The sequence below is a fragment of the Miltoncostaea marina genome (genome assembly GCF_018141525.1).
Taxonomy (GTDB): domain Bacteria; phylum Actinomycetota; class Thermoleophilia; order Miltoncostaeales; family Miltoncostaeaceae; genus Miltoncostaea; species Miltoncostaea marina.
Map to the genome: position 1 here is coordinate 2635590 of NZ_CP064655.1, position 15639 is coordinate 2651228.

Here is a 15639-nt window from a genome sequence, read left to right on the forward strand (position 1 = left end):
GGCTCTCAGGCACTGCGGCTACCCTGACCTCCGGCGACGACGGAGCGGGGTGGCATGGTCGGCGGCACGGCGGAGGGGCCCGAGGCGCGGATCCTGGTGGTGGACGACGAGGACCCGATCCGCCAGCTGCTGTGCACGGTGCTGCGCTACGAGGGCTTCGCGACCACCGAGGCGGCGAGCGGCCGCGACGCCCTGGCGAGCGCGGCCGACGTCCGGCCCGACCTGGTGCTGCTCGACGTGATGCTGCCCGACATGGACGGCTTCGAGGTGCACCGGCGCCTGACGGGGGCGGGCCCCGGCCGCCTGCCGGTGGTCTTCCTCACCGCCCGCCGCGCCACCGACGACCGCGTGCGGGGGCTGACGATCGGCGCGGACGACTACGTGGTCAAGCCGTTCAGCCTCGAGGAGCTCGTGGCGCGCGTGCGGGCCGTGCTGCGCCGCACCCGGGGCGAGGAGGCCGGCCGGCGGCGGCTGACGGTCGAGGACCTCGAGCTGGACGACGAGACGCGCGAGGTGCGGCGCGCCGGGCGGCTGGTGGAGCTGACGCCGACCGAGTACGGACTGCTGCGCTACCTGATGGCGAACGCGGGGCGCGTGCTGAGCAAGGCGCAGATCCTCGACCACGTGTGGAGCTACGACTTCGGCGGCGACTCCAACGTCGTCGAGACCTACATCTCCTACCTGCGCAAGAAGATCGACCGCGGCGCCGAGCCGCTCATCCAGACGGTGCGCGGGTTCGGCTACACCCTGCGGCCGCGCCGGGGGTAGGCATCGCCTCCCTCTCGCTGCGCGCACGCCTGGTGGCGGTCACGCTGGCGATCGTGGTGCTCGCGCTGGCGGCGGCCGGATGGGCGACGCACGCCGCGCTGCGGTCCTTCCTGATCGACCGGGTCGACCGCGACCTGGCGAGCTCGCAGCTACCGGCGCTCGCCAGCGGGGACGCGCCGTTCGGGCGGGGCGAGCGCTTCGCCGCCGGCTTCCCGGTGGGCACGGTGGTGGAGGTGCGGGCGGCCGACGGCCGGGTGCTGCGCCGGGCGGTGGCGCGGGAGCTCACCCAGGACGCCGCCGCCGCCGACGCGGTCGCGCTGCCGGAGGACCTGCCCGAGGGCTTCTCGACGGTCGACATCCCGGAGGGCGGGGCCGGCGAGTACCGGGTGCTGGTGGCGGGCGCGGCGCCGGCCGGACCCGGCGCGATCCCCTTCGGCGGTTCCATCGTGGTGGGCGTGCCGCTGGACGACGTCAACGAGACGCTCGGCCGGCTGCTGCTGATCGAGGTGGCCGTGGGCGCGGCCACCCTGGCGGCGCTGGCGTTCCTCGCGCTCTGGCTGGTGCGGCTGGGCTTGCGACCCCTCGACCGCATCCGCGAGACCGCCGACGCCATCGCCGCCGGCGACCTCGGCAGGCGGGTGGAGGACGACGACCCGCGCACCGAGATCGGGCGCCTCGGCCGCACGCTGAACGGGATGCTGGCCCGCATCGAGGAGCTCTTCGAGGAGCGGCGCGCCGCCGAGGAGCGGCTGCGCCGCTTCGTCGCCGACGCCTCGCACGAGCTGCAGACGCCGCTCACCTCGGTCCGCGGCTATGCGGAGCTGTTCCGGCGGGGCGCGTCCGGCCGCCCCGAGGACCTCGCCACGGCGATGCGCCGCATCGAGGCGGAGGCCGAGCGGATGGGCGTGCTCGTGGACGACCTGCTGCTGCTCGCCCACCTCGACCAGCGCCGCCCCATGGCGCGCGAGCGCGTCGACCTGACCGCGCTCGCGGTCGAGCTCGCGGCCGACGCGGCCGTGGTCGAGCCGGACCGGCCGATCGAGGTGCGCGGCGGCGACCCGGTCGTCGTGGAGGGCGACGACGTACGCCTGCGCCAGGTCGTCGCCAACCTGCTGGGCAACGCGCGCGCCCACACGCCCGCCGGGACGCCGGTGACCGTCACCGTCGCCCGGCGCGGCGGCGAGGCCGTGCTCGAGGTGGCCGACCGCGGCCCCGGCCTCGCCGCCGAGGACGCCGCGCGCGTCTTCGAGCGGTTCTTCCGTGCCGACGCCTCGCGCGCCCGGGCGAGCGGCGGCAGCGGCCTGGGGCTGTCGATCGTGGCGGCGATCGCCGAGGCGCACGGCGGGCGCGCGGAGGTCGACGGGGCGCCCGGCGAGGGGGCGACCTTCCGGGTGGTCCTGCCGCTCGCCCCCGGCGAGGGCGCACCGCCCCCCGGGCCCTCCGGCGGGCGCTGAGGCCGGATCGCGGCGCCCGCGTCCGATCGGACCTCGGGCCGTGGTCCATTCGGACATTCTGCGGGGGCGCTGAGGCCGGATCGCGACGACGAGGTCCGATTGGACCTCAGGCCGTGGTCCATTCGGACATCCCCGGCCTGCCGGGGCGCCGGCAAGCCGGGGGCGCCTACCCCGCTGCGGGGGCGCGGGCGGTGGTGGAGCGGATGGCGAGCGAGGTCGGCAGCGGCGGGGGCGGCGGCGCGTCCTCGCCCTCGACGAGGCGCGAGAGGGTGGCGCCGGCGAGCTCGCCGAGCGGGCGGTACGGGACGAAGGCGGTCGTCAGGCCGAGGGCGTCGCTGCCGTCGAGGTCGTCGATGCCCGCCACGGAGAGGTCGCGCGGCACGTCGAGGCCGGCCCAGCGGGCGGCGACGAGGGCGCCGCGGGCGAGGACGTCGGTCAGGGCGAGGACGGCCGTGGGACGGGGCTCGCGACCGAGGGCGACCTGGGCGACGGTCTCGGCGTCGGCGCGGGTGGGGCCGGCCGCCGCGTCGGTGGCGCCCTCCGGGCTGCCGGCCATGAAGACGCGCACCGGGCCGGCCGCGGCCCAGCCGGCGCGGACCCCCTCCAGCCGCTCGCCCGCGCCCGCCCAGGTCAGCACGACCAGCTCTCGGTGGCCGAGCTCGCGCAGGTGGCGGGCGACGTGGGCGCCGGCCTCGCGCACGTCGGCGCGCACGGCGACCACGCCGGGGGCGGGCGGCACGTCGACGGCCACGACCGGGTGGGTGGGCGCCGCGGGCGGCCTCATGCGGAACAGCACGGAGCCGTCGACGGCGGACCCCCGGGCGGACCCGGCGAGCAGCAGCGAGACGCCGGCGCGGTCGCAGTAGCGGGCGAGCCCGCGGGCCACGAGGGCGGCGGCCGGGTCGGCGAGCAGCGGCTCCGCGGCCCCGTCGGCCACGAGGGCGACGATCCGGGTGCGGCCGAGGGCGAGCGAGCGCGCCACCGGGTCGGGGCCGGTGAAGCCGAGGGCGGCGGCGGCGGCGAAGACGCGCTCACGGGTGGCCGAGGCGACCCGGGCCGGGTTGCTGTACGTCGTGGAGACGGTCCAGACCGACACGCCGGCCGCCTGCGCCACGTCGCGCAGCGTCGCGCGGCGCGCGCCGCCGCGCGCGGGGGCGCGCCGGGGTCCGGGCGGACTCGTCATGCGCGCGAGCGTACCCGCGCGGCGGCGCGGCGTCCTGGCAGACTGCGGCGAGGACATCCGACATGGGGGGAGCGTGATGGAGCTCGCTGATGCGATCCGCAAGCGCCGCGCGGTGCGGACCTACACCGACAAGCCGGTGGACGACGAGGTCCTCGACCGCATCCTCCGGCTGGCGCTGCGCGCCCCGACCGGCGGCGGTCAGCAGGCATGGGGCCTGATGCTGGTGCGCGACGCGGAGAAGCGGCGCGAGGTGGCCGAGCTCATCATCCGCGGCGGCGCGCAGTACTTCGCGCTGATGCGCCCGCAGAAGGACGCGACCGACGAGGAGCACGCCGCCTGGGCGCGTGAATACGCCGAGGGCGTGATGGCGACCTACCGGCACGTGCCGGCGTTCGTGGTCGGCCTGCTCGTGCCGCGCGGCTACCCGGAGGGCTTCCCGGGCGGCTACGAGGACGACCTGATCTCGCTCGCGTTCGCCTTCGAGAACCTCATGCTGGCGGCGCGCGAGCAGGGCCTCGGCAGCGTGCCGATCACCGCGTTCCACCGCTGGGAGAAGGACCGGCTGCGCGAGCTCCTTGGCATCCCGGCCGAGGTGGACCCGGCCATCGTCAGCCCGATCGGCTACCCGGAGGCCTTCCCCACCGGGCTCGCGCCCGCGCTGAAGCGCAACTTCCGCTCGTGGCGGGCCCTGGTCCACGACGACACGTACGGCAACACGAGGGAGTAGCGATGAGCGGCGACGGGATCCTGCGGGGCGCCGGCCTGGAGGAGCGCCTGGCCGGCCTGCCCGGCTGGTCGGCCGGCGAGGGCGACGACGACATCCGGCGGACGTACGCCACGTCGGGGTGGAAGGCGACGCTGATGGTGGTCAACGCGATCGGCTGGCTCGCCGAGACGGCGTGGCACCACCCGGATCTCGTCGTCGGCTACGGCAGCGTGGAGGTGCGGCTGACCAGCCACGACGCCGGCGGCGTCACCGAGCGCGACCTGGCCCTCGCCCGGCGCATCGACGAGGTGGTGGGCTGGCGGCCCGAGGGCGGCCCGTTCACCGGCCCCCCGGAGTCGTCGGCGCCGCTCAGGCCCTGAGCCCCACGGCGCGCGGCGCGGCCGCGCCGCGCGCCGGGGCGAGCGCCAGGAAGGCGCGCAGCAGGTCGTCGCCCCGCTCGGTGAGGATGGACTCGGGGTGGAACTGCACCCCGACGATCGGGTGGCGGCGGTGGCGGAGGGCCATGATCTCCCCCTCCTCGCTCCACGCGGTGGCCACGAGCTCACGCGGCAGCCCGCGCGGGTCGACCACCAGCGAGTGGTAGCGCGTCGCGCGCAGCGGGTCCGGCAGGCCGGCGAAGACACCCTCGCCGTCGTGCGCGATCGGCGCGGCCTTGCCGTGCATGGGCCGCCGCGCGCGGACGATGCGGGCGCCGAAGGCGCGGCCGATGCACTGGTGGCCCAGGCACACGCCGAGGGTCGGCACGACCGGGCCGAGCTCGCGCACCAGGGGCACCGAGACGCCGGCCTGGTCGGGCGCGCACGGGCCGGGCGAGATCACGACGTGCGAGGGCTCGAGCGCGGCCACGTCGGCCACGCCGACCTCGTCGCAGCGCAGCACCGCGGTGGCCCAGCCCTGCCGGCGCAGGTAGCGGGCCAGGTTGTGCACGAACGAGTCGCGGTTGTCGATGACCGCGATCACGGCGAGAGCGCCGCCACGAGCGCGCGCGCCTTCGCGAGCGTCTCCTCGTACTCGCCGGCCGGCGTGGAGTCGGCCACCACCCCGCCGCCCGCGCCGAAGGTCGCCACCCCGTCGCGTATGGCGAAGGTCCGGATGGCGATGCTGGTGTCGAGCGCGCCGTCGAAGCCGATCCAGCCGATCGCCCCGCAGTAGGGCCCGCGCCGCACCGGCTCCAGCTCGGCGATGATCTCCCGCGCGCGGATCTTGGGCGCGCCGGTGATCGAGCCGCCGGGGAAGCAGGCCGCCAGCGCGTCGAGCGCGCCGACCCCCGGCCGCAGCCGCCCCGTCACCGCCGACACCAGGTGCATGACCGTGGCGAACCGCTCGACGGCGCAGAGCTCGGTGACCTCCACGCCGTCGTCCCGGCACACGCGCGACAGGTCGTTGCGCAGCAGGTCCACGATCATCACGTTCTCGGCGCGGTCCTTCTCGCTGGCGGCGAGCTCGGCCGCCAGCGCGTCGTCCTCCGCCGGGTCGGCGCCGCGCGGGCGGGTGCCCTTGATCGGCCGCGTCTCCACCGCCCCGCGGGCGATGCGCAGGAAGCGCTCGGGCGACGAGGAGGCGACGGCGACGTCACCGAACCGCAGGTAGGCGGCGAAGGGGGCGGGGTTCGCCGCGGTGAGGCGCCGGAAGAGATCGAACGGCGACAGCCCGGCCGGCAGGGGGGCCGCGAAGCGCTGGGCCAGGTTCGCCTGGAAGACGTCGCCCGCGAGGATGTAGCCGATCACGCGCCGCACGGCGGCCTCGTACCCGACGCGGGTGAAGGTCGATCGCAGCTCCGGCGGCGCGGCGGGGCGGGGCGGCGGCGGCAGGGGGCCCGTCGCGGCGAGGCGGCTCGCGACGTGCTCCAGGCGCCGGCGGGCGCGGGCCCGGCGCGCGGCGGCGTCGCGCTCCGGCAGGCCGCTCGACAGGATGCGCGCCCGGCGCTCGCGGTGGTCGACGGCCACCACGACGTCGCAGAACATCATCGCCATCTCGGGCAGGTCGAGCGCGTCGGGCGGCGGGGCGGGCGCGGGCTCGAGCCACCCGCCCAGCTCGTAGCCGAGCCAGCCGACGGCGCCGCCCGCGAACGGCCCCGCGCCGGCGGCCGGCGCGAGGGGGCACGCCGCGAGCTGGTCGCGCAGCACGTCCCACGGCGAGCCGTCGACGTGCGCGCCGTCGACCGTCGTGCGGCCGTCCTCGCAGCGGATGACCCGGAAGGGCTCGAGCGCGATGAACGAGTGGCGCCCGCGCTCGCCGCCGACGGCGCTGTGCAGCAGCCCGACGTGGCCGTCGCCCGCCAGGGCGCCGGCGAGGGCCACGGGGTCCGCGTAGGGGATCTCGCGCACGAGCGGCGCTGGGGCGTCGGCGGTCACCGCGCAGATCATGACGCCCCCCGTCGCTGCCGATGGGCGTGGGGTGACCGGCGACGGAGGGCGGATGGCGCGCGGCAGGCGGCGCAGGAGGCAGGTGCTGGCGCTGAGCGGGGCCGCGGCGGCGATGGCCGGCGTGATGGCGCTGACGCCGGTGGTGTCGGGCTCCCGCGTGCCGCCGGGGGTCTTCTCGGGACTCAACGCGCTGGAGGGCGCCCGCTTCGACCACAACGGCGCCCACCTGGACGCGTCCCCGCAGGCGCGGGCCCGCGCCGCGGCGCTCGCCGCCGCCTGCGCCCGTCCCGGCCGCGACGCGGTCGCCGACGCCGCCTGCCCCGACCCCGCCCCCACCGCGCCGCTCGCGCGCACCGCGCAGGTCGCGGGGGCGCGCCTCGGCGCCGCGGCGGTCGAGCGGCCCGACGGCATGTGGGGCGACCTGCTGCGGGTGCCGAGCACGGCGATCCACGCCGTGGTGCTGCCGACCAACAAGGTGCTCTGGTTCTCCCAGCCGAAGGGCGTCCCGGGCGAGGTGCTCACCGACGGGGGCAACGCCCACCTCTGGGACCCGGCCACCGGCACCATCCGCGCCGTGCCCCCGCCGGTCGTGGACTACCCGGCCGACGGCGGCCAGCCGGCCTACTCGGCCCCGGCCAACCTGTGGTGCGGCGGGCAGGTGCTGCTGCCCGACGGGCGGGTGCTCGTGGTGGGCGGCAACCTCGCCTACCCGTACGGCGGCGCGGGCGCCGGGGCGGGCGCGGGGACCGGCTTCAAGGGCGGCGCCTGGGTGATGACCTTCGACCCGTGGACCGAGCGGTGGACGCGCTACCGCGACATGGAGAGCGGCGGCCGCTGGTACCCGACGCTCACCCTGCTGCCGGACGGCGAGGTGCTGATCGTGGGCGGCTGGGACGAGACCGGCGGCCGCGAGACCAACGGCGACCCGGACGCGCCGCCGACGATGGTCAACAACCAGAGCGTCGAGCTGTTCGACCCGGGCACGCCGCCCGGCGGCCTCGCGACGCGCGAGCTGAGCCGCCTGCCCCCGGACGGGCCCGGCCAGCCCACGCCCTACCCGGACCACCGCGGCGTGGGCCTCTACCCCCACATGTTCGTCCTGCCCGACACCACCGCCGCCGGCGCGGGCGGCACGAAGGTGCTGGTCGCGGGACCGCACCAGTGGGACTCGGCGATCATCGACACGGCCACCGGCGTCTGGGACGACGTCTACGAGCGCCCGTTCGAGCCGGACACCGTGCCGCTCTCGAGCGACCGCGCCTGGGGCACCGCGTACCTGGAGCCGTCGGGCACCGACGGCTCGCGGCGGGTGGTGATGCTCGGCGGGTCCGACTCGGGCGCGGTGGCGCCCGGCCCGGGCGAGAGCACCCCGCCGCTGGCCACCGCCGAGGTGCTCGACCTCGACGCGCCGGAGGACGGGTGGCGCATCGAGCCCGCCCTGCGGCTCAACCGCGGCCGCGCCCACTTCAACACCGTGCTGCTGCCGGACCTCGCGGTGTTCACGAACGGCGGCGGCTACGGGCGGCGCGACGACAGCCTCTACGCCGACCCGGTCTACGAGGCGGAGCTGCTGGAGCCCGGCAGGGGCTGGCGCACGGTGGGCGCCGAGGCCGACGCGCGCACGTACCACTCCACCTCCGTGCTGCTGCCCGACGGCCGGGTGCTCTCGGCGGGCGACGACCGCGACACGGCCGGCGCGATCTCGGCCGACCACCTGCAGCCCGCCAACCGCACCGCCCAGCTGTGGAGCCCGCCCTACCTCTTCCGCGGCCCGCGGCCGGCGGTCGCGTCCGCGCCGGCGGCCGTCCGCTACGACGCGCCGTTCCGGGTCGCCGTGGCGGGCGAGCCGGCGGCCGTGACCCGGGCGGTGCTGATGCGGCCCGGGGCGGTGACCCACGCGGTGGACATGTCGCAGCAGGCGATCGAGCTGCCGCTGAGCGCGCAGGCCGAAGGGCTCACCCTGCGCACGCCGCGCAACGCGACCGTCGCGCCGCCCGGCTACTACATGCTGTTCGTGCTCGACGCCGACGGGGTGCCCTCGGTGGCGTCCTGGGTGCGGCTCGACCCGGCGGCGCCCGACGCCCCGCCGCTGCCGGCGGCGCCGGGCCCCGCGCCGGCGCCCACGCCCGCGAACCCCGTGCCCGTGCCGCGCCCCGCCGCCGCGGCGCCGGCGCCGCGGCCGGCGCTGCGCGTGGCCGCCGCCCGCCCGCGGGCCGCCCTCGTGCGGGGGCGGGTCAGGGTCTCGCTGCGCCTGCGGTCCACGGCCCGCGCGCGGGCGACGATCGTGGTGCGCGGCCGCGGCGGCCGGGTGGCGGCCCGGCGCACGCACGGCCTGCCGCCGGGACGGCGGGTGACCCGCGCGGTGCTCGTGCCGACCGCGAGGCTGCGCGGCCTGCGCGGCGCGCGCGTGCAGGTCGTCGTGCGCGACGGCGCCGGCCGGCGCGCGAGCCTCACGCGCGTGGCGCGGCTGCCGGGCCGTCTGGCCGCCCGCCGCTAGTCAGTCGTCGTCCTCGTCGCCGCCGCGGCCGCGGCCCCGCCCGCGGCCGTCGTCATCGTCGTCGCCGCGACGCTCGTCGGTCGAGGCCCCGTCGTGGTCGTCGTCGCTCGTCGCCGGCGGCGCGGCGGCCGTCGTGGGGGCGGTCGTGGAACCGGCGGCCGCGGTGGCGGGCGGGCGGGCGGTCGACGCGGTCGCCGCGACGCCGAGCGAGGGATCGACCGGGCGCAGCCGCCCGAGGCGGTCCTCGCCGGCCTGGCCGAGCAGGGCCATGTTGGCCGCCGCCGCCGCGGCGGCCACGGCCAGCACCGCCAGCGCGATCAGCACCGGCCGCCGCCACCGTCGCCACCCGCCGCCGCTCACGCCGTCGCCTCCCGCTCGCCCGCCGTGCGGCGAGTCTGACGCGCGGCGCCCGGCCGCGCGCGGCGGGCGGTCACGATGCGCCAGCCGGTGAGCCCCGCGACGGCGCCGACCGCGCCCCCGTAGAGCGCCATCGCCCACGGCCGGCCGGTGTCGGTGCCCGCCGCGATGCCGTGCACGGCCGCGCCGGCGAACGCCGCGTAGGCCAGGAAGTGGATCCGCCGCCAGGCCGGCACGCCGATGCGCTTGCGGAAGCGGAACGAGACGTGCACCAGCAGGGCGACCTCGGCGGCGACGACGCCGATCGCCGACCACACCGGCCGGTACGGCACGAGCCCCGGCACGACGAGGGCGAGCGGCTCGATCTCGACCGTGGTGTCGAGCACGAGGGCGACGCCGTGCGCCGCGGTGAGCAGCAGCGCCAGCAGCGAGAGCAGGCGATGGAGGTCGACCATGCCGCTGCCCTTCAGCGACCCGGCCGGCGTGCGGGTGCGCACCAGGAGGCCGGCGAGCACCGCCCCGGTGAGCAGCGCGAACGCGACGAGGCCGGTGGAGCGGGCGATCACCCACGGCAGCATCTCCGCGGTCATCGCAGCCCCCCCGCCAGGGCGACCCCGCCGTCGCCGGCGACGAGCACGGCCGGCACGCGCCAGTCGTCGGCCAGCGCGCGGGCGCCGTCGGCGCCCGCCACCAGCAGCGCCGTGGCGAGGGCGTCGGCCTCCGCGCCGGTGGACGCCACGGCGCTCGCGCGCACGAGGTCGGTGTCGGCCGGCGCCCCCCGCCCGGGCGCCATGGCGTGGTGGGCCTCGCGCCCCCCGCGGCGCCAGCGCCGCCGGTCGACGCCGGAGGTCGCGACCGCGCCGCGCTCCAGCATGAGGACCGTCGGGCCGCCGGGCCCCTCGACCGCCACCGGCCAGGGGCCCGCCGCCCGCGGACCGCTGACGACGAGGTCGCCCCCGGCATCGACGAGGCAGGGGCCGGCCTGCGCCAGCAGGGCGGCGGCGCGGTCGGCGGCGTCGCCCTTGGCGATGGCGCCGAGGTCGAGCTCGGCGCCGGGCCCGAGCGCCACCCACCCGCGCCGCCGGTCGAGCGCCACGGCGCCCCCGGCGGGGGCCCGGGGCGCCGGGCGGGGGTCGTCGGCGACGCGCTCGAACGTGCGGTCGTAGCCCCAGGCCCACATCGCGCGCCCGAGCGTCGGGTCGAACCGCCCGGCCGTGCGGCGGCGCAGGTCGAGCGCCGCGACGAGCACGCGCATCAGGTCGGCGCCGACATGCATGCGGCGCTCGCGGTTGAGGCGGGACAGCTCGGAGCCGGGCCGGAAGCGCGAGAGCAGCCGCTCGAGGCGCGCGACCTCAGCCCGCGCGGCGGCCAGCGCCGCGCGGGCGAGCGGGCCGTCGGGGGCATCCACCACCAGCTCCATGCCCGTCCCCATCGCGTGGAACCGCTCCCGCAGCATCACGAGCTCCTGCTGGTGGCGACGGACGGGGTCGACGGCGGGGCGATCGAGACGACCGGGGCCGGCGCGGGCGCGGCGGCCGAGCCGAGCAGCCGCTCGGCCCGGTCCAGGCGCGCGACCGCGGCCGCCTCGAGCCGCGCGAGCGCGGCGTCGGCCCCGCCGGCCGGTGCCGCGGCGGGCCGGGGGGGGCCGGTGCGCCGCCGCCCGGCAGCGGATCGGCCGCGATCACGGCGGCCACGACGGCGGTCGCCGCGACGGCGCCCCCCACGACGGCCCTGCGCAGGCGCGCGGGGTCCATCAGTCGTCGTCCCCGTGGTCGTCGTCGCCCCTGTCGTGGCGCTCGCGGTCGCCGCCGTGGTCGTCGTCGAACCGGTCGTCGTCGTCCTCGTAGGCCACCTGGGTGTCGTCGACCGTGCCGTCGCCGCGCAGCCGGACGACGGGCGCCGGCTCCCGGGCCGCGCGGGCGAGCGCCGCGTCGGCCGCGCGCTGGGCCCGGTCGAGCCGCTGGAGGCGCTCGAGCAGCGCGTCGCCGGCCGGGGCCGTGACCGCCGGGGCGGTGGCCGCGGCCGGCTCGCCGCCCGATCCGGTCGCCTGGGTCAGGCCCACCACGCCCGCGATCCCCGCCACGGTGGCCACGCCGGCCACGATCAGTCCGTTCATGATCCTCCCCTTCGCTCGCCGATCCGTCCCCGACGACGCTAGGCGCGGCGCCGTTCGGACGGGGTCAGCGAGCCCCCGGGGTCGTCCAGCGGACGGTAAGGGAACGGTAGGGCGGTGTCGCCGCGCGCCCCGGCCCGCCATGATCCGGGCATGCGCCTGCTGGTGGTGGAGGACGACGACGGCATCGCGGCCCCCCTCGTGTCGGGGCTCCGGCGCGAGGGGTTCGAGGTCGAGCGCGTCGCCACCGGCGCGGACGCCCTCGCCGCCGCCGAGCCGGACCTGGTGCTGCTCGACCTGCGCCTGCCCGACACCGACGGCTACGCCGTCGCCCGCGAGCTGCGCGCCCGCTCGGGCGTGCCGATCATCATGGTCACGGCGAAGGGCGAGGAGGTCGACCGCGTCATCGGCCTCGAGCTCGGCGCCGACGACTACGTGGTCAAGCCGTTCGGGCTGCGCGAGCTGGTCGCGCGCATCCACGCCGTGATGCGGCGGGTCGCCGAGCCGGGGCGCGGCGTGGCCGCGGACGCCGTCGTGACCGTCGGCCCGCTGACGGTGGACCGGCGCCGCCACGAGGCCGCGCTCGCGGGGGCCGCGCTGCCCCTGACGCCGAAGGAGTTCGCGCTGCTCGCCCTGCTGGCCTCGGACCCCGGCGCGGCGGTCGACCGGCGGCGGATCCTCGAGGAGGTCTGGGGCACGCGCTGGTACGGGCCCACGAAGACGATCGACGTCCACGTGTCGTCGCTGCGGCGCAAGCTCGGCGACCCGGGCTGGATCGAGACCGTGCGGGGCGTCGGCTTCCGCCTGCGCGCGCCGTGACCCGGCGCCTCGTCGCCACCTACCTGGTGCTGGCGACGATCGTGCTCGTCGCCCTCGAGATCCCGCTGGGCGTGAGCAACGCCCGCAACCAGCGCCAGGATCTGCAGCAGCGGGTCGAGCGCGACGCCGTCGCGCTCGCGGCGCTCGTCGAGGACCGCCTCCAGGCCGGCGCCGCGCCCGGCGACGCGACGCTGGGGCGGATCGTGGGCGGCTACGCCGCCGGCACCGGCGCGCGGGTCGTCGTGACCGGCCCCACGGGCGTCGCGCTCGCCGATTCCGACGCCGCCCGGGAGCTGGGGCGCGACTTCTCCACCCGCCCGGAGGTCGCCGCGGCCCTCGACGGCCGGGTGGCCACCGGCACGCGCTCGTCGGAGACCCTGGGGCGCCGCCTGCTCTACGTCGCGGTCCCGGTGGCCTCGGGCGGCGTCGTCCACGGCGTCGTCCGGGCGACGGTGCCGACGTCGCGCATCGACGCGCTCGTGCGCCGCTACTGGCTGGCCCTCGCGGGCATCGCCGCGGTGGTGCTCCTCGCGGTCACCGTGACCGGTCGCTGGCTCGCGCGCTGGGTGAGCCGGCCCCTGGTGGACCTGCGCGACGCCACCCGGCGGGCCGAGGGCGGCGACCTCGGCGTGCGCGCCGACGCCGCGGCCGGCCCCGGCGAGGTGCGCGAGCTGGCGGCCGCGTTCAACGACATGGTCACGCGGCTGGACGCGATGGTGGGCGCGCAGGAGCAGTTCGTCGCCGACGCCTCGCATCAGCTGCGCAGCCCCCTGACCGCCCTGCGCCTGCGGATCGAGAACCTCCAGCACGCGACCGGCGGGCAGGGCGACGAGGACGTGGAGGGCGCGCTCGCGGAGGTCGACCGGCTGTCGCGCCTGGTGGACGGGCTGCTGGCGCTGACCCGCGCCGAGCGCAGCGCGGCGCGGCGCTCCCCGCAGGACGTCGGCGCGCTCGTCGGCGAGCGCGCCGACGCCTGGCGGCTCGCCGCGGCCGAGGCGGGCGTCGAGCTCACCGCGCGGGTGGACGGCGCCCCGCGGGCGCTGCTGTCGGAGGGCGCGCTGGAGCAGGTGCTCGACAACCTGATCGCCAACGCGATCGCCGCCGCCCCGTCCGGCGGCCGGGTCGTGGTCGCCGCCGGCCCCCGCGACGGCGGCGCGCGCGTGACGGTGACCGACGACGGCCCCGGGATGGACGCGGCCCAGCGCGAGCGCGCGTTCGACCGCTTCTGGCGCGCGGGCGGCGACCGGGCGGGGTCCGGCCTCGGCCTGGCGATCGTCCGCCGCCTGGTGGGGGCCGACGGCGGCACGGTGGCGCTGCAGGAGGCGGACGGCGGCGGGTTGCGGGCGGTCGTGGACTACCCGGCGGCGGCCCGGGCCGCCGCGCGTCGTTGACGTTTCCGAACCCGATCCGGGTTGAGCCCGAACCGCGGCGCACCCACGATCGGCGGACCGCACCCGTCGTCAGGAGCAGCTCGTGGACTCGATCGCCGGCGTCCCCACCCACCCGCTCGTCGTGCACCTCCCGGTCGTGCTGATCCCGGTCACCCTGCTGGCGGCGATCGTCTCCGTCGCCTGGCGCCGCGCCCGCCGGGCGGCCGCCGCCGTGGCGCTCGGCTCGGCGCTGGTCGCCGCCGCCGGCGCGCAGCTCGCGACGATCACCGGCGAGGAGCTGGAGGAGCGCGTGGACGTGACCGCGGCGGTGCGCGAGCACGCCGCCCTCGGCGAGTCGACCCGGACCCTCGCGTTCCTCACCGCCGTCGCGGCGCTCCTGTGGTTCGCGCGGGCGGCCGGCGCGCGGCGCCTGCCGGGGGCCGGGCGGGTTCGGCGGCTGCTCGCCCCGCGGGCGGTCGGCGCGGCGCTCGCCGCGGCGCTCGTCGCGACGGCGCTGCTCACGACCGTGTGGGACGTCCGCACCGGGCACGAGGGCGCCTCGGCGGCGTGGTCGGCCGAGGGGCCGTCGCTCAGCGCCCCCGCCTCCGCCGCGAGCCGGTAGCCACGTGGCGCCTCCTCCGCGATCAGCCGCGGAGGAGGCGCGGGTCACGCGGCGGGCGTCAGGCCGGCGCCCCGGGCGCGGGCGCCGCGGGCGCCGGCGCCGCCGGCTCGGGACGGCCCATCTCGCGCAGCCAGCGCGCGTGGGACGCCAGCGCCGACCAGAGGCTCGGATGCGACCGGTGGCGCACCCCGTGGCGCTCGCACACCTCGCGCACCACGCGGGCCATCGCGGGGTAGTGCGTGTGGGCGACGCGCGAGAACAGGTGGTGCTCGACCTGGAAGTTGAGGCCGCCCATGTACCAGGCGAGCAGCCGGCTGCGCGGCGCGAAGTCGACGGTCGTCTCGATCTGGTGGCGTGCCCAGTCGACGCGGCCGGCGCCCCGCATCTCCTCGGTGCTCGAGAACTCCGCCTCGTCCACGCAGTGGGCGAGCTGGAAGGTGACGGCGAGCGTCAGGGCGAGCACGAACGACACGACGCCGAACGCGATGGCGACCTGCCAGGCCGGGTGCAGCAGCAGCGGGATCGCCACCGACCAGGTGACGAAGCCGGCCTTGCCGGCCCAGAAGCCGACGGCGTCGCGGCCGCGCGGCCAGCGCACCGGCGTCTCGCCGATCCGGCCCGTGCGCAGGTAGCCGAAGTCGCCGACCGTGTGCCACTTGATCGCGAACAGCCCGTAGAGCACCCAGATGTAGAGGTGCTGGAACCGGTGCAGGACGCGGCGGGGCTGCGCGGGGGCGAAGCGCGCGAACGGCATCGAGTCGATGTCCGAGTCGGCGCCGTCGATGTTGGTGTACGTGTGGTGCACCACGTTGTGCTTCGTCCGCCAGATGTAGGAGCTGGCGCCGAGGAGGTCCAGCGTCCAGGCCATCGCCCGGTTGAGCCTCCGGTGGGGCGACCAGCTGCCGTGGTTGGCGTCGTGGGTGACGTTGAAGGCGAGGCCCGCCATGGCGAGGCCGAGCGACACGGCCAGCAGACCGGCCTGCCACGCGCTGTCGGCGAGCAGCACGAGCCCCGCCCACGACGCCGCGAGCCAGACCGCCATGACGGCGCTCTTGACGTACATGCGCCGCTGCGCGCGGCGGGCGCGCCCCGGCTCCCGCAGCAGCGCGGCCACGCGCTGCTTCAGCTCGGCGTGGAACGCGCCGCCGCCGTCGAACCGGATCCGGTCGCCCCCGCTCGCGGACGGGGGCTGATGATGCGATGCCACGTGGTGACCACCTTCGGCGTCTGGACGTGACGCCGGACGGTCTGCCCGGACGGCGCCGCGAAGAGGACGGTTGACCACGGGACTCCGCCCCCCGCGCCGCAGCGTGCGACCCGAGCGTAGCGCGCTGCGGTAGCGTGCCGCGGATGCGCCGGCCGC

The 15639-nt window shown here is 78.2% G+C and carries 16 protein-coding genes; 8 read left to right on the forward strand and 8 right to left on the reverse strand.

Annotation, left to right across the window (positions count from 1 at the left end; genetic code table 11):
- Nucleotides 1-54 precede the first annotated feature (54 nt).
- On the forward strand, nucleotides 55-768 hold the full coding sequence (locus tag ITJ85_RS13360; RefSeq protein WP_217913600.1) for a response regulator transcription factor: 714 nt from the start codon (nucleotides 55-57) through the stop codon (nucleotides 766-768).
- A 32-nt stretch (nucleotides 769-800) separates the two neighbouring features.
- Nucleotides 801-2222, forward strand: coding sequence for a sensor histidine kinase (locus tag ITJ85_RS13365; protein ID WP_217913601.1), 1422 nt, complete (start codon nucleotides 801-803; stop codon nucleotides 2220-2222).
- A gap of 166 nt (nucleotides 2223-2388) precedes the next feature.
- Here the strand turns inward: ITJ85_RS13365 and ITJ85_RS13370 are convergent, their stop codons facing one another.
- Nucleotides 2389-3405 (reverse strand): LacI family DNA-binding transcriptional regulator, encoded by a 1017-nt coding sequence (locus ITJ85_RS13370; RefSeq protein WP_217913602.1) that lies wholly within the window; start codon nucleotides 3403-3405, stop codon nucleotides 2389-2391.
- A gap of 76 nt (nucleotides 3406-3481) precedes the next feature.
- Here ITJ85_RS13370 and ITJ85_RS13375 point away from each other — a divergent pair, with 76 nt between their 5' ends.
- Nucleotides 3482-4132 (forward strand): nitroreductase family protein, encoded by a 651-nt coding sequence (locus tag ITJ85_RS13375; RefSeq protein WP_217913603.1) that lies wholly within the window; start codon nucleotides 3482-3484, stop codon nucleotides 4130-4132.
- A 2-nt stretch (nucleotides 4133-4134) separates the two neighbouring features.
- On the forward strand, nucleotides 4135-4491 hold the full coding sequence (locus ITJ85_RS13380) for a 4a-hydroxytetrahydrobiopterin dehydratase (RefSeq protein ID WP_217913604.1): 357 nt from the start codon (nucleotides 4135-4137) through the stop codon (nucleotides 4489-4491).
- Here ITJ85_RS13380 and ITJ85_RS13385 read toward each other — a convergent pair.
- Together ITJ85_RS13385 and pabB are read right to left on the reverse strand one after the other, a co-directional pair.
- On the reverse strand, nucleotides 4481-5092 hold the full coding sequence (locus tag ITJ85_RS13385; protein ID WP_217913605.1) for an anthranilate synthase component II: 612 nt from the start codon (nucleotides 5090-5092) through the stop codon (nucleotides 4481-4483). The genes ITJ85_RS13380 and ITJ85_RS13385 overlap by 11 nt on opposite strands.
- Nucleotides 5089-6486: an aminodeoxychorismate synthase component I gene (gene pabB / locus ITJ85_RS13390; RefSeq protein WP_217913606.1), complete on the reverse strand. Its 1398-nt coding sequence runs from the start codon at nucleotides 6484-6486 to the stop codon at nucleotides 5089-5091. The genes ITJ85_RS13385 and pabB overlap by 4 nt, the downstream gene beginning before the upstream one ends.
- A gap of 43 nt (nucleotides 6487-6529) precedes the next feature.
- Here pabB and ITJ85_RS13395 point away from each other — a divergent pair, with 43 nt between their 5' ends.
- Nucleotides 6530-8995 carry a galactose oxidase-like domain-containing protein gene (locus tag ITJ85_RS13395; protein ID WP_217913607.1) on the forward strand — a complete coding sequence of 822 codons (2466 nt, stop codon included), beginning with the start codon at nucleotides 6530-6532 and terminating at the stop codon, nucleotides 8993-8995.
- Here the strand turns inward: ITJ85_RS13395 and ITJ85_RS13400 are convergent, their stop codons facing one another.
- The 4 genes from ITJ85_RS13400 to ITJ85_RS13415 form a co-directional block, all read right to left on the reverse strand.
- Nucleotides 8996-9355, reverse strand: a complete 360-nt coding sequence (locus tag ITJ85_RS13400; RefSeq protein WP_217913608.1) for a hypothetical protein — start codon at nucleotides 9353-9355, stop codon at nucleotides 8996-8998. It abuts the gene before it with no gap.
- Entirely contained in the window at nucleotides 9352-9942 is a 591-nt protein-coding gene (locus ITJ85_RS13405) for a ferric reductase-like transmembrane domain-containing protein (protein WP_217913609.1), read from the reverse strand. Before ITJ85_RS13405 ends, ITJ85_RS13400 begins: the two co-directional genes overlap by 4 nt.
- Nucleotides 9939-10808, reverse strand: coding sequence for an FAD:protein FMN transferase (locus ITJ85_RS13410; protein ID WP_217913610.1), 870 nt, complete (start codon nucleotides 10806-10808; stop codon nucleotides 9939-9941). The genes ITJ85_RS13405 and ITJ85_RS13410 overlap by 4 nt, the downstream gene beginning before the upstream one ends.
- Nucleotides 10809-11105: 297 nt before the next feature.
- On the reverse strand, nucleotides 11106-11468 hold the full coding sequence (locus tag ITJ85_RS13415; RefSeq protein WP_217913611.1) for a hypothetical protein: 363 nt from the start codon (nucleotides 11466-11468) through the stop codon (nucleotides 11106-11108).
- A gap of 150 nt (nucleotides 11469-11618) precedes the next feature.
- Between ITJ85_RS13415 and ITJ85_RS13420 the strand changes: the two genes are divergently transcribed.
- The 3 genes from ITJ85_RS13420 (at nucleotide 11619) to ITJ85_RS13430 (ending at nucleotide 14276) form a co-directional block, all read left to right on the forward strand.
- The gene (locus ITJ85_RS13420) at nucleotides 11619-12284 is read left to right on the forward strand and encodes a response regulator transcription factor (protein WP_217913612.1); all 666 of its coding nucleotides are present in this window, start codon (nucleotides 11619-11621) and stop codon (nucleotides 12282-12284) included.
- Nucleotides 12281-13675: a sensor histidine kinase gene (locus ITJ85_RS13425; RefSeq protein WP_217913613.1), complete on the forward strand. Its 1395-nt coding sequence runs from the start codon at nucleotides 12281-12283 to the stop codon at nucleotides 13673-13675. Before ITJ85_RS13420 ends, ITJ85_RS13425 begins: the two co-directional genes overlap by 4 nt.
- A gap of 82 nt (nucleotides 13676-13757) precedes the next feature.
- On the forward strand, nucleotides 13758-14276 hold the full coding sequence (locus ITJ85_RS13430) for a DUF2231 domain-containing protein (RefSeq protein ID WP_217913614.1): 519 nt from the start codon (nucleotides 13758-13760) through the stop codon (nucleotides 14274-14276).
- Between the two features lie 58 nt (nucleotides 14277-14334).
- Here the strand turns inward: ITJ85_RS13430 and ITJ85_RS13435 are convergent, their stop codons facing one another.
- The gene (locus ITJ85_RS13435) at nucleotides 14335-15483 is read right to left on the reverse strand and encodes a fatty acid desaturase family protein (protein WP_217913615.1); all 1149 of its coding nucleotides are present in this window, start codon (nucleotides 15481-15483) and stop codon (nucleotides 14335-14337) included.
- Nucleotides 15484-15639 lie beyond the last annotated feature (156 nt).